General features: G+C 48.7%; 11 protein-coding genes. 3 read left to right on the forward strand and 8 right to left on the reverse strand.

Annotated elements, in window-relative coordinates; genetic code table 11:
* Window positions 1-78: 78 nt before the first annotated feature.
* From DFR42_RS03065 to DFR42_RS03080, 4 genes are all read right to left on the reverse strand, one after another.
* Window positions 79-459: a hypothetical protein gene (locus tag DFR42_RS03065; protein ID WP_110253457.1), complete on the reverse strand. Its 381-nt coding sequence runs from the start codon at window positions 457-459 to the stop codon at window positions 79-81.
* 695 nt (window positions 460-1154) lie between these two features.
* Window positions 1155-1589, reverse strand: a complete 435-nt coding sequence (locus tag DFR42_RS03070; protein ID WP_110253458.1) for an EamA family transporter — start codon at window positions 1587-1589, stop codon at window positions 1155-1157.
* Window positions 1590-2292: 703 nt separating this feature from the next.
* The gene (locus DFR42_RS03075; RefSeq protein WP_110253459.1) at window positions 2293-2649 is read right to left on the reverse strand and encodes a hypothetical protein; all 357 of its coding nucleotides are present in this window, start codon (window positions 2647-2649) and stop codon (window positions 2293-2295) included.
* Window positions 2650-2673: 24 nt separating this feature from the next.
* Window positions 2674-3690 carry a DNA-binding protein gene (locus DFR42_RS03080; RefSeq protein ID WP_110253460.1) on the reverse strand — a complete coding sequence of 339 codons (1017 nt, stop codon included), beginning with the start codon at window positions 3688-3690 and terminating at the stop codon, window positions 2674-2676.
* Window positions 3691-3896: 206 nt separating this feature from the next.
* On the opposite strand from DFR42_RS03080, the gene DFR42_RS03085 reads away from it, so the two are divergent.
* The 3 genes from DFR42_RS03085 to DFR42_RS03095 all read left to right on the forward strand — a co-directional run bounded on the left by DFR42_RS03085 (window position 3897) and on the right by DFR42_RS03095 (window position 6898).
* On the forward strand, window positions 3897-4883 hold the full coding sequence (locus DFR42_RS03085) for a site-specific integrase (protein WP_110253461.1): 987 nt from the start codon (window positions 3897-3899) through the stop codon (window positions 4881-4883).
* Window positions 4884-4938: 55 nt separating this feature from the next.
* Entirely contained in the window at window positions 4939-5391 is a 453-nt protein-coding gene (locus tag DFR42_RS03090) for an HAD domain-containing protein (RefSeq protein ID WP_110253462.1), read from the forward strand.
* Between the two features lie 256 nt (window positions 5392-5647).
* On the forward strand, window positions 5648-6898 hold the full coding sequence (locus DFR42_RS03095; RefSeq protein ID WP_110253463.1) for a hypothetical protein: 1251 nt from the start codon (window positions 5648-5650) through the stop codon (window positions 6896-6898).
* A 19-nt stretch (window positions 6899-6917) separates the two neighbouring features.
* Here the strand turns inward: DFR42_RS03095 and DFR42_RS03100 are convergent, their stop codons facing one another.
* The 4 genes from DFR42_RS03100 to DFR42_RS29620 all read right to left on the reverse strand — a co-directional run bounded on the left by DFR42_RS03100 (window position 6918) and on the right by DFR42_RS29620 (window position 13292).
* The gene (locus DFR42_RS03100; RefSeq protein WP_110253464.1) at window positions 6918-10061 is read right to left on the reverse strand and encodes an efflux RND transporter permease subunit; all 3144 of its coding nucleotides are present in this window, start codon (window positions 10059-10061) and stop codon (window positions 6918-6920) included.
* A complete protein-coding gene (locus DFR42_RS03105) occupies window positions 10058-11638 on the reverse strand; it encodes an efflux RND transporter periplasmic adaptor subunit (RefSeq protein ID WP_110253465.1) in 1581 nt (526 codons plus the stop codon). The genes DFR42_RS03100 and DFR42_RS03105 overlap by 4 nt, the downstream gene beginning before the upstream one ends.
* Window positions 11635-12981, reverse strand: coding sequence for a TolC family protein (locus DFR42_RS03110; protein WP_245936812.1), 1347 nt, complete (start codon window positions 12979-12981; stop codon window positions 11635-11637). The genes DFR42_RS03105 and DFR42_RS03110 overlap by 4 nt, the downstream gene beginning before the upstream one ends.
* A gap of 74 nt (window positions 12982-13055) precedes the next feature.
* Window positions 13056-13292 carry a hypothetical protein gene (locus tag DFR42_RS29620; protein ID WP_245936813.1) on the reverse strand — a complete coding sequence of 79 codons (237 nt, stop codon included), beginning with the start codon at window positions 13290-13292 and terminating at the stop codon, window positions 13056-13058.
* Between the last annotated feature and the right edge of the window lie 110 nt (window positions 13293-13402).

The following is a 13402-nucleotide window of genomic DNA, read 5'->3' on the forward strand; positions in this document are numbered from 1 at the left end:
TGGCGACAATAAGCCAAACGGGCTGTTCCACATAGGTGGAACAGCCTGACTCCCGACTTGGGTCGCTTAGCGTTTTGCTCAGGTATCTTTACGTGCGAAGGTACCCAGAACTGCGCCAGTAAAGTTGTAGAGTGTGCCGCTGTCAACCACCTGACCGTCCAGAAGGACGTTATAGAAAGCGGTTTGGAGTGGTTGATAAGTGACGGTCAAACCCTTTTTGTAGGTAACTACGCCGTTACCGATATCATTGGCCAGTGTTGCAGTTGTGGCACTGGTGGAAACGCTAGGATTCCAATAAGTAACACGGCCCTGGAACTGGAAAGCAACACCAGTCTGGTTGTTGATATCACCACTGGCGATAGCAACGGAGTTGCTGTTTGGTGTCAGGTTGGTAGTGATAGTTTGTGCAGCGACCAGATTTGCTTTTGTGAGTTCAACTACGTGATGTTGTGCAGACATGAAAGTAACTCCTGATAAGAAAAGCCGGCATTTGTATCTGTCACCCCATAGCCGACAATCTGGGACGATATAACTATCCCCACATTTACCATGTGGAAACTGATAAATCTTGACGTGATTGTTCTTTCAGACAATTGAAGGCAGGTGCGGGTTTTGCTTCACTTTGCTGCGCGCAAACTGATGATGCCTTCAATACACTTTGTGCCTACTTTGTAACGCCTTGATGACTATCCATGCCTGGATGCCATATTTATTACTCATCTGTTGCAGGTGTTACTGTTTTGGTGACGAATTGATTAATTCTTCAAAATGTCAGAACAATGCCACTTTGGCCGCTCTTTAAAACATTTCTGTACGTCTATAAAATGCTTCAAAAAAGACAACTAATGAAACAATTTTAGTTGCTATCTTATGGAAAAGTCAATGAATTTGAATGACTTATTATAAATATATATATGCAATATTTGATATGAGCTTAGCAAGCAGATTTTTACCTGGACAGATCATCTGGTAGAGGATATAGGAAGGAGAGGGCGGGGCCAGAAGAGCAGTTAGGGCAGGTCAGGCAATAGCAACTCATTGCAAGCAATATTGCTGTGCCGCTAGCGAGTATAAAAATTCAGAGAGCAAGTTAACTGAGAAGGTTTTTAAAAGCGCTTTATTTCTTCAACACGATTCCGCGCCAGTTTATTAAATCATCGCTTCGAAGCTAATACCAATACTCCTGCTGAGACCAAAACTATTCCCAACCATTCTTGTGATGAAGGGCGTTCTTCCAAAAAGACGAAGGCGAATATGGCGACAAAAACCAGGCTCATTTTATCGACGGGGGCAACTTTTGAGGCATCACCTATTTGCAGTGCCCGAAAATAGCACACCCAGGATGCGCCTGTAGCCAGGCCTGACAAAATAAGGAACAGCCATGTTTTTGCCGGAAGCGTGGCCGGGTTACTCATTTTGCCGGCGAATGATACAAAGCCAATTAAAACGACAAGAATGATGGCAGTTCTTATCAGGGTGGCGAAGTCAGAATCGACATTTCTGATACCGATTTTAGCGAAAATTGCCGTGAACGCGGCAAATATCGCTGACAGGCATGCCCAATAAAACCAACTATTTGAAGTACCCATTTTTTGCTCCAGATGATTATGGCAGTGCTGATGTGTCCTGTGCGATGAGACGGAACTTGTTCAAATCCCCCCAGTTTTGAGCTTGCTGCTTGCGCAGAGCTGACAAAATACTCCGTGTGAGTAAGTGGGCCCGAAGCCAGAACAGTAATATGCATATTGTCACGAATGGCGCGTTATTACATATAATAAATGCCATTCTATTTTCGTAAGTATTTGATTTTATTGGAAATATTTTCGATGTCATCACATTGATCGTTATCTCTATTTACAACAATTTGATGCCATCATGGAACGGCAGACGTTGGTTCTATTGATTTGCACTGAAAATTGCCCAATTTTGCTGGATAAATTGCATCCATTGTGACTCACGCTTAACACACTATCGTATCTATCTTAATGAGTAGGGCGCTGGGAGTGATTAATGGGACATTACTAATGTTATTCGACTCTGACACTTCGCAGCCTGAAGTCATTGCACGAGATTGGTTAAATTTGCCCATCCCCCAAAAATGTAAAATTAGCCTAAAAACCCATCGGCGCACAGTCCGCTGATTGCTATTTTTCGGCATTTTAAGGCCACCCTAAGACGCTCCTTTTACATTTTTGGGGAAATTGCAAAACATGGTTGTGGCGTATTGAAAATATAACATTGTGCTCTAGCGCAACATGTAGATATCTCAATCTTAAGATTCATCACTTCCGCTCAACTCTCGTTTCGATCCGCATACTGAACCTGGTCATCACACCAACTGCAACAGCCAAGTTTCGCAGTCGCGTGATTCTTGGCTAGCTGGTTGTCCAACTGTTCTGCTGCGCGTCGTAGCGCAAATGATGCCGCCTGCAACTCTTTGGTCATGCAGCCAACCTGCTCCACCTCAGAAAACTGCACAAAATCATCCAGTAGAGTTTGCAGCGGCACGCTCACAATGTCGTACAACCTTTCCTCAAAGGTTGTTTGAAGATGGATCATCAATTCTTGGTGCATTGGTGCCGCATGCAGGCGGAACGCTTGATGCCAGCTAAAGGCCGATTTAAATAGATTTTTGTCGTCAAAATTCATTAAATCATGGTGCCTTAGGGTAATTTAATGCGTTTTCGCATTCAAGAGAGTTTTAAATTCATCCATCACGTGTTGCTGAGCTTCAAGCTTGGCACTGGTCGTGGCCAACTCCAATTGCAAACTGTTTATCTGCGTATCTAATGCCTTATTTTTTGCCAGGGCGTCGGCATGCTGCTCCTGTAAGTTAGCCACCCGGACACCTTCTTTAATTAATTGGGCTTCCAACTGCGCTGCACGTTGAGCGATCGCACGCTGCGCCTCCAGGTCATTCTGCGTCTTGCGACTTTGATTTTTCTCTTCATATAACGACTTCTGCGCCTGGGAAAGCTCTGCAACCAGCCTTGCCCCATCCTGGTTGAGTTGAGTCACTTCGTTCTGCTTCAGCATCAGGCTCTGTTGCAAATGACGCAGCTCAGCCTGCAATTGCTGAACTTGTTGTTCATGACGCCGGATATCCTGATCACGTTGCTCTTTGACAGATGATCTGTAATGTTCCAGGGCATCCCGTACATGATTGTGCTTTTCTTCCAATGATTGCCGGTGCTTTTCATTCTCCTCCAAGCGGTCCTTAAGATCCGTCACTTGTTGCGCCAAAGTATGCCTAGCGATGGATTCGCTCTGCAATGCTTCCCTGGTTTGCTCATGGGATTGGATTTCATGCTTGATCGCGGCTATGGTGAGGTCGAGTTTTTCTTGGATGGCAGCACTTTTTGCTGTCAGTGCTCCAATTTCTGCCTCATGCAGGTGATCTTTTTCGCTATGCCGCGATTCCAGTTCAGCAACGCGATTATTTGTTTCAGCCTCTAGCTGGACAGCCAGGCGCGCCACCAAATCCTGCAGCGCTTCACTGATGGTGGTTTTACGGTCAACGTTTCCGCCATTCTCCTCTTCCAATTCCTTCAGGTATTTGTGTATGGTGGTCTTAGAGCCGGTATTGCCCAAAGCAATTCTCACCGCATCAACTGATGGATGGCGACCCAAAGCAATGAGTGAATTGCGTGCTTTTTCGACTTCCGATTTATATAATCCGGTTCTGGCCATTATCTACTCCGTTGAATATCATAATGTATTACGTATCATGTAATTACATACTATATTTCATTTAAATTCAAGTAAATGTAATAGGTTATTTAATACAGGATAAAGTAAATTTATCCAGTGTTAGAGTCAAAAAAACGCTAAAATTGGTAGAATATTTGATACAAGCCCAATTTACCCAATGATCTCAAAATCTTGGGATGAATAGCATGAGCAAAATCGATCACTATCTACATGCTGGCACGCGTGACAATACTCGTGTCGCTTACCAATCAGCCGTTCGGCACTACGAAATCGAATGGGGCGGCTTCTTGCCTGCCACCAGCGAAAACATTGCTCAGTACCTGGTTGATCATGCAGAAAAGCTCGCCGTCAACACATTGCGCCAGCGTCTGGCCGCTTTGGCGCAGTGGCACATTGATCAGGGATTCCCAGACCCAACCAAAGCTCCGTTGATCAAAAAAGTGCTGCGAGGTATACAAAGAGAGCATCCGGCCCAGGAAAAACAAGCGAAGCCATTTCAGCTTGAGCAGCTTGGAATTGTCGATCGTTGGCTAGATCAGGCGATTACCACTGCGAATGCGTCAGGTGACCGAGCGGCAGAACTGAGGCACACCAGGAATCGGGCATTGCTGCTCCTGGGCTTTTGGCGAGGATTTCGCGGAGATGAGCTAACGCGTCTGCAGGTTGAGTACATCGAAGCCACCCCAGGACAAGGTATGAACTTCTTTTTGCCACATACAAAAGCTGATCGTCAAAATAAAGGCGTGACATTTAAAGCGCCTGCACTGAATCAGTTCTGTCCAGTTGCCGCCTATACCGCCTGGAAGGATTTGGCTGGAATTGAATCCGGGCCTGTATTCAGATCAGTCAACAGGTGGGGGCAAATCAGGAATGTGGGACTGCATATGGACAGCTTGATACCTCTGCTGCGCACCATATTCAAGGATGCTGGCGTTGCTGATTCTGATGATTACTCGGCTCATTCACTCAGGCGCGGGTTCGCCAACTGGGCAACGGGCAATGGCTGGGATCTCAAAACCCTCATGGAATACGTGGGTTGGAAAAGCGTGCAAAGTGCAATGCGCTACGTTGATGCCGTTGATCCGTTTGCCCGACACAGAATAGCACCCGGCCTGCCAACCTCAGATCCTCCAGAAACGCTAAAGATTGAAAACAATTCTGAACCCTCTTGAAGTACATTTTAAGCAAACCTTCCAATCTGCGTTTTTATAGGACACCGACTCAGCGATGATCTTGTTTTTGGATTTTGACGGAGTTTTACACCCAGAGCCTTGCTATGACAACGGGCAGCTGTTCTCTTGTTTGCCGCGTCTGGAAAGTGTCTTGCGAGATTTTCCTGCAGTACAAATCGTGATCTCCAGCACCTGGAGGGAGAAATACTCCCTTGTAGAACTCAAGACTTTTTTCTCCTCAGACATAGCAGCCAGGATCATAGGCATCACGCCAGCCTGGCAAGAAATTCCTGAAATTGTTGATGCAGTCGGTTATCAACGACATGCGGAGATTGAAGGCTGGTTAAGACAGTCAGGAGAGCCATGGCGCTCCTGGTTAGCCATTGACGATAAATCATACCTCTTTAAGCCATTTTTGAAGAATCTGATCAAAACGAATTCTTTGAACGGGATTGATGCGGATGCTGAAAATCGACTACGGCAAAGCTTGAGTTTCACTTCAAAATAGTTCGTTCTGCCAATAATGCGACTTAGCCATCAAATAGGCATGTACATTTTAAAAAAATAATTGCTCATTTCTGGTCAAGAAGATATTCTAGCGTTGTAGCCCAATGTGATCCCACTCCCGCTCCTTTCGAGGAACCTAAGCCGGTGATGCCATCTTGGTAAAAGAGTCAAAAGCCACCGTAAGGTGGCTTTTGACTTTGACAACGCTTGGCAGACAAATTACACGCTCTGCAAGCCACACTTTTTGGGATTTTCTTGTGACTGCAAACCTGATAGCTCTCTATAAAACCGACCCCGAATCTGTCTACAACACCTGGTTCATTGGAGGTGAACAAAGGATGAAGGCTTTTCGGGCGATACGCCGGGGAGTGAAAGATACTGTTGACGCCATTGCAGCTGGTAGCTTTGGAAATGATTTTAAGGGTTCTCCTTTAGAAATCGTTCTGGCCGCCATTACCGAGCAAAAACAGGTATTTGAAGGGGCTGCCCATCCTTTTTACTGGAAGCCCAAACTTCGGATCCCAGATATTTACGAAAATGTGCAGAATCAGCAAAAGTTTGGCGCTTTTTTGAATGCCTGCCTGAATGCGACGCGTGAAGATCAGGTTTTGGACGAAATGAGCCGCCTGGCAGAGGCAAATATTAAAGGCTTAGGTCCGTCAGTAGCAACCATCGTTTATTTTTTACATCCGACACTGGTGCCGCCTTTCAATACAGCCATCGTGAATGGTTTTAATGCATTGTTCAACACCAAACAAAAATTAGGGTCCTGGCAAAGTTATTTATCGATGCGTGAGACGATAGTACAAGCCAATGCGAGACACCGGAGTTTGCTGTCCAAAGACTTGGGTGCGTTTGCCGGATTGCTGTTTGAACTGGGCAGCGGAAGGCTGATTATTCAGAATAATGCAGACGATGTACTGAAAGACTTACAGGAAAAAGCAGAGAAAGCTGCTGCTCGTCGCCATAGCCAGGTCATAGAAGAACAAAAGGAAGAATCCGAGCACACGCAAGTGCAACACATGTTGATCAAAATCGGTCGGGCATTGAAGTATCAGGTGTTTGTAGCACGCAATGACCGCCATCGTTCATGTCACGATGAAGCTTTTTCTCAACTGACGATTGAACAACTTCCAGCATTGGATGTGCCGTCAGAGGTGATGGATACAATTAGTTTAATTGATGTTTTGTGGATAGATCCGCAAACCTCCACCATCGCCTGTGCTTTTGAAGTAGAAAAAAGTACTTCCATTTATTCCGGTATCTTGCGTATGAAGGATCTGGCCCGATCAATCCCTTCGCAAAGTTGCCACTACTACCTGGTGGCACCAAATAAACGCCAGCAGGAAGTAATGGCACAGATCAGTCGCCCCGCCTTTCGCGGTGACGCGGCAGATCTGTCTTTGGGTTACTTACCATTTGATATTCTTAGACAACATTGCGATGCGCTATGCATGTTGGGAGAAAATCATTCCGTCCTCAAAAAGATTGCCCAATTCAGCACGTAAATCATGCCAGGAATTATGATTAACTTTCCACTTCTACGCGACGCAATTGCCGTCGGCGCAACAGCAAATACACTGCTGGCACAACAAACATAGACAGCAATGGTGCGGTGATCATGCCACCCACCATTGGTGCTGCGATACGCTTCATGACTTCCGAGCCTGTACCCGCACCGAGCATGATGGGAACCAGGCCAGCAATGATGACGGCTACTGTCATGGCCTTTGGTCTCACCCGCAGCACGGCTCCCTCACGAATGGCATCCAGCAAATCTTTCTCACTGGCTGCTCCTGCCTTCAGCCTGTCATCCCAGGCGTGCTTCAGGTACAACAGCATGATCACGCCAAATTCAGCCGAAACACCCGCTAGAGCAATAAACCCAACCCCACTAGCGACCGACAGATTATGCCCCAGCGCCCATAGCAACCATATACCACCAGCCAAGGCAAATGGCAAAGTCGCCATGATCAGCGCCGCTTCATCGACGCGCTTGAAGGTCATATACAACAGCACAAAGATAATCAGCAAAGTCGCTGGCACGACAATTTTCAGTTTGGCGGTTGCCCGTTCCAGATATTCAAACTGGCCGGACCAGGCAATCGAGTAACCAGCAGGTAATTTCACTTCCCTGGCAACGACTTCCTGCATTTCATGTACCGCTGAGCTGAGGTCACGGTCACGGATATCGACATACACCCATCCTGACAAGCGTGCATTCTCACTCTTGAGCATGGGTGGCCCGTCATTGATGCGAATTTCTGCAATATCCCCCAGCCGAATTTGAGCCCCACGCTCGGTCAGCACCGGCAGTTGCCGCAGCTTTTCGACTGAGTCACGTACTTCTCGCGGATAACGTACATTGATCGGAAACCGTTGCAAGCCCTCGATGGTTTCGCCGATATTGTCCCCGCCAATCGCTGCGGACACGATGCTTTGTACATCTGCGATATTGAGACCGTAACGCGCCGCTGCATCCCGGTTGATATCGACATCGACATAACGTCCGCCGTTCAGTCTTTCCGCCAGGGCCGACGACACCCCAGGGACGTTTTTGATGACGCGCTCGATATCGCTTGTAATCAGGTCTATTTCTTTCAGATCGGTTCCAGCCACCTTCACGCCAACCGGGCTCTTGATACCGGTTGCCAGCATATCGATGCGATTCCGGATAGGTGGTACCCAGATATTGGATAGTCCAGGGACTTTGACTATGCGATCCAGCTCTTCCACCAGTTTATCGGTCGTCATGCCAGGCCGCCATTGGTCTCGGGGTTTGAATTGTATTGTTGTTTCGAACATTTCCAGGGGAGCCGGATCAGTCGCGCTTTCTGCACGTCCAGCTTTGCCAAATACGCTTTTCACCTCTGGGACAGTCTTGATCAATCGATCTGTCTGCTGGAGTAATTCTGAAACTTTACCAGCACCTATGCCCGGGAGTGCAGATGGCATATAGAGCAAGTCACCTTCATCCAGTGGTGGCATAAACTCACCACCGAGACGGGATAGAGGCCAGACGGTGAGGATTGCTACTATCGCAGCAAGCACCAAGGTCAGTTTCGGAAAGCGCAATACGACATCGAGCAAGGGCCGATACAAGGCAATCAAAAGGCGATTCAGCGGGTTCTTTTGTTCATCTGGTATTTTCCCACGTATAAGGTAACCCATTAATACCGGTATCAAGGTCACTGCCAGACCGGCTGCTGCTGCCATGGCATAGGTCTTGGTAAAGGCGAGTGGAGAGAACAATCGTCCCTCCTGTGCTTCCAGGGTAAAGACCGGGATAAAGGACAAGACAATGATCAGCAATGAGAAAAACAACGCTGGCCCGACTTCGGCAGCGGCATCGCCAATCACCCGCCAATGCGTTTCTCCCTGGAGTTTTTTATCCGGATTTGCATGGTTCCATGCTTCAATATGCTTGTGGGCGTTCTCTATCATCACCACAGCGGCATCGACCATCGCTCCCACTGCAATGGCAATCCCGCCCAGCGACATGATATTGGCATTCACTCCCTGGTAATGCATGACGATGAAGGCGATCAGGATGCCAATTGGTAAGGTGACGATGGCAACCAGTGCAGAGCGCAAATGAAACAGGAAGATGGCACAGACAATAGCGACAACAATGAATTCCTCGACCAATTTCTCTTGCAGGTTCTTGACAGCACGGTTGATCAGATTAGAGCGGTCATAGGTCGTCACCACTTCCACACCAGGAGGTAAGCTGGCCTTCAGCTTCTCCAGTTTGGCTTTGACTGCATCTATGGTTTCCAGTGCGTTCTTGCCAGACCGCATGACAATCACGCCACCAGCAACTTCACCTTCACCGTTCAAGTCGGCAATACCACGCCGCATTTCAGGCCCGATCTGTATCCGAGCCACGTCTCCCAGGCGCACGGACACTCCAGCATCTGTCGTCATCAACGGTATTTTACGGAAGTCGTCCAAAGACTTCAGGTAACCAGACGCTCGTACCATGTACTCGGCTTCCCCCAGCTCCAGTACTGAGCCCCCAGTTTCCTGATTGGCCTTTTGTACGGCTTCAATAATTTTCCCATGCGGGATGTTATAAGCACGCATCTTGTCTGGATCAAGCTGTATCTGGTACTGGCGTACCATGCCGCCTATGCTTGCCACCTCTGACACATTCGGTACTGACTTTAATTCGTACTTCAGGAACCAGTCTTGAAATGCCCGCAGTTGCGACAAGTCCATCTTGCCACTGCGATCCACCAGGGCATATTCATAGACCCAGCCAACACCCGTCGCATCGGGGCCAAGTGAAGCTTTGGCCTGGGGCGGCAAGCGTGACTGCACTTGATTCAGGTATTCCAGCACGCGAGACCGTGCCCAATACATATCAGTCCCATCTTCAAACAAGACATAGACAAAGGAATCACCAAAGAAAGAATAGCCGCGCACCGTCTTGGCACCGGGTACTGACAACATGGTGGTGGTCAGGGGATAGGTGATCTGGTTTTCTACAATTTGTGGTGCCTGACCAGGGTAGCTGGTACGGATAATGACTTGCACATCTGACAGGTCAGGAATCGCATCCAGCGGGGTACGAGACAAGGACCAGATGCCCCATGCCGTCATCATCAGGGTAGCCAGCAGCACCAGGAAGCGGTTGGCGATTGACCAGCGTATTAGTTTGGCCATCATTTTTTTGCTCCTGCAGACGACGAAGGCATCGTCATCGTTTCATTCATCGCTTTAGCTGGTAAGGTGGACTTGGGTATTTCTGCCGTTGGTGAGATCGAAGTAACCTGGTACATGCCATCCTTGGTTTGACGAATGTCAAAGGTCACCATGTCGCCAACGACAACATTGGCAGGTAAGCCATTCACTGGCAATTGGAATCCCATCGTCATTGCACCCCATTGCAGGGATGGAATAGGACCGTGGGATAGCGTGATTTCATTTTTGTCTATCTTTTCGACTTTGCCATTACCATGGTGTGTCGTTCCAGTAGCTTTGCTGGTACTTGCCGCTGGTGCATCGCCCATACGCGTCGTTGTGCCTTTCAGGCTGGCTTCAGAGTCGATCAGGAATTGACCGGAGACCACGACCTTTTGCCCAACTTCCAAACCTTTGCGGATTTCAGTCTGCCCATTTGCCTCTGTACCGATTTCTACATCAACTGGCATGAATTTACCGTCGTTTTGCGCAACCATCACCACAGCGCGTGTACCAGTCTGGATAACTGCCTCAGTGGGTACCTGCAGGATATCTTTGCGTGCTTCAGAACTGAAACTCAGATTAGTAAACATGCCAGGCACCAATTGACCAGATGGATTCGCCAGTTCGATACGGGCTTTCAGGGTACGCGTAGCTACGTCAATCTGAGGGAGAATGGCACTTACCTTGCCTTTGAAGACCATGCCTGGCAAAGATGGAGTTCGTGCTTCGACAGCATTACCTGTGTGTACCTGGGCAGCCAGGCTTTCAGGGATATCGGCATTGACCCAAATGGTGCCAAGACCATTGATACGAAATAAAGGCGCACCAGTCATGACGCTCATACCTTCACGCGCAGATAATTCTGCGACTACACCGCTAACTGGAGCCGTAATAGTGATGCGTGAATGCACCTTACCGCTCGCCTCAACGGTGCGTATTTGATCGTCGCTCATGCCCGCGAGGCGCATGCGTTGCTTCGCCCCATCCAGCAATCCTGCAATACCACTAGCCTGCATGCGCTTCACAGTCAGGTATTCTTCCTGCGCAGCGACCCAATCCGGCACATATAACTCAGCCAGTGCCTGCCCCTTCTTTACCATATCAAGGGGAGCGCGCACATAGAGTTTTTCGACAAAGCCATTGCTACGTGCCTGCACCAGAGCGACATCGCGTTCGTTGTAAGCCACACTACCGACTGCCACCAGAGTTGATGCGAAACTGCTGCGCGTTACCTCTGCTGTGCGTATGCCAAGGTTTTGCTGTACGCGTGGGCTGATGCTGACTGAACCTTCATCTGCGCCATCGGCATAGACTGGCACCAATTGCATGTCCATGAAAGGAGATTTGCCCGGTTTATCAAATTTTTGAGCAGGAACCATAGGGTCATGCCAGTAAAGTACCTTTTTGTCGCCAGTTACTGTGCTTGGTGCCGAGGCACTTGCTTGCGACTCGTCAGGCCTTTTCAATCCCTGGTTGAGACCAAGACGATAAAGACCATATCCACTTCCAGCCAGTACGCCAGCAGCAACCAGAGCTACGATGATTTTTCTGTTATTCATTGCATATCCTTGTTCATGGATTGGGCAGGATGTGTACCTGGTACATCCGCAGGAAACAGGAAATTGAGTTGTGCCCATAAACGGGCAGTATCGGCTTGTAGTTGCAAGGCTTGCAGTCGCACATCAATCTCATTGCGGCGTGCCGCCAGCAAATCAGTCAAATTGGCTTTGCCACCGCGATAGGCACCCAAGATGGCTTGAGTACGCTCTTTCGCTAGCGGTATCAATTCGCGTTCATAGCGGACACTGCGTTCAAGGTCACTTTGCCATTCGCCTACCATTGCCCTGGTTTCAGCGACGTGGGCGCGTAATGTCTCTTCTCGCTCGGCTTTTGCCTGTTCGACCATCGCCAGTTTGGACGACAGCTCACGATCTTGCCGGTTCTTTTGATCCCATTGAAAAGGAAGTGATATGCCGACCGATACCATGTTGGAATAGGCGGAGCCACGCTGCTGGAACGCGACTTCGATGCTCCAGTCTGGCTTTTTATTGGCTTCCGCCAATTTGGCATCTGTGTCGGCAATCTCTGTTTGCCTGGTCATTACTGCAATCTGGGGATGGTGCGCAAGCGATTTGTCTAGTGCTGATAAGTCCAGGCGGATATTGCCGATACTGGGTTCGCCAGCCAATGGGAGTTCTGGGTCACCTCCAGTCCAACGGCTTAACATCGTCTTGGCAGTACGCACTTTGCGTAAGATTTCACTGTGACGGTCATCGACCACACCGAGTGCACTGCGGGCAGCGAAGATATCTGCCTGGTTGCCACGACCGGCGCGGTAACTACTTTCGGCCGCCTCAATTTCAAGTTTGGCCTGGATGGATTGATCTGTGACTACAGCAGCCATGCGTTCTGCGTAGTATCGATCTAGCCAGGCGACCGCGGTGTCGCGCTGGATAGCGGCAATCGCGCTGCTTTTCTCTGCCAGGGACTTGTCTGCCAGACGGTCAAAACGCTCTGCCCGTAATTGACGTTTGTCGTTTCTGGTCAATTCCTGCATGATACCGATGCGACGCATGGTCATGAAATCGCCAGTCAGACTGCCACGGTCAGGGCCGCTGACTGGCAGATTATCGATTCCAGCCTTCAATATTGGATCAGGTAACTGACCGGCAGCGACTGCCATTTCGCGGGAAGCATTGACAGCCATATCTTGCGCGATTAATTGACGGGAACGGATAACTGCAAGTTGTTGGGCATTGCCCAAAGTCAGTAAAGACTCTGTAGCGAGAACATTGAGCGGAGTAAGCCCAAAAGCAACTGCTACAGGAATCAGCACCAGGAACTGAGAATAAAGTTTTGTTTTTTGGTGCGCAAACATGAGCGCACGGAATGAGAATGACATGAAACCTCCAGATAGCAAAAAATGGCACTTCCGTCGACAAGACGTATGAGTGACAGACTAGGTAATCTGGAAATTTAAATGCGGAAACAGCAGTTGCGTATAGCGATGGGGGGGGCGCTGGAACGTGCCAGATAGGAGATCTGCGGTTGATGCCCTTGTGGAAGACCGGCAATGTCAATCGGTTGCAAGATCAGCGTCAATCCAGCCAATACAAAGGATTGCACATCTGGAGTTTGCGGCTTATCCAATGATTGTTTTGCATAAGGATCCTCTGCATGTGCATGACACAATGCAGGTTGCTCCTTGTCCATGCCAGCACAATCGGCCATTGTGACAGAGCTGATATCTCCGGATAAAGTAGGGATTTCGCTATCCGTCTTATGGCCCGGGCAGACGTATGACGCCACAGCAAGCTGCATAA

Source organism: Undibacterium pigrum, assembly GCF_003201815.1.
In the GTDB taxonomy this organism is placed as follows: domain Bacteria; phylum Pseudomonadota; class Gammaproteobacteria; order Burkholderiales; family Burkholderiaceae_D; genus Undibacterium; species Undibacterium pigrum.

What these genes read in the sequence shown, in the direction of transcription:
- DFR42_RS03065 (WP_110253457.1), bottom strand. Translation starts at nt 459, where the DNA reads ATGTCTGCACAACATCACGTAGTTGAACTCACAAAAGCAAATCTGGTC.
- DFR42_RS03070 (WP_110253458.1), bottom strand. Translation starts at nt 1,589, where the DNA reads ATGGGTACTTCAAATAGTTGGTTTTATTGGGCATGCCTGTCAGCGATA.
- DFR42_RS03075 (WP_110253459.1), bottom strand. Translation starts at nt 2,649, where the DNA reads ATGAATTTTGACGACAAAAATCTATTTAAATCGGCCTTTAGCTGGCAT.
- DFR42_RS03080 (WP_110253460.1), bottom strand. Translation starts at nt 3,690, where the DNA reads ATGGCCAGAACCGGATTATATAAATCGGAAGTCGAAAAAGCACGCAAT.
- DFR42_RS03085 (WP_110253461.1), top strand. Translation starts at nt 3,897, where the DNA reads ATGAGCAAAATCGATCACTATCTACATGCTGGCACGCGTGACAATACT.
- DFR42_RS03090 (WP_110253462.1), top strand. Translation starts at nt 4,939, where the DNA reads ATGATCTTGTTTTTGGATTTTGACGGAGTTTTACACCCAGAGCCTTGC.
- DFR42_RS03100 (WP_110253464.1), bottom strand. Translation starts at nt 10,061, where the DNA reads ATGATGGCCAAACTAATACGCTGGTCAATCGCCAACCGCTTCCTGGTG.
- DFR42_RS03105 (WP_110253465.1), bottom strand. Translation starts at nt 11,638, where the DNA reads ATGAATAACAGAAAAATCATCGTAGCTCTGGTTGCTGCTGGCGTACTG.
- DFR42_RS03110 (WP_245936812.1), bottom strand. Translation starts at nt 12,981, where the DNA reads ATGTCATTCTCATTCCGTGCGCTCATGTTTGCGCACCAAAAAACAAAA.
- DFR42_RS29620 (WP_245936813.1), bottom strand. Translation starts at nt 13,292, where the DNA reads ATGGACAAGGAGCAACCTGCATTGTGTCATGCACATGCAGAGGATCCT.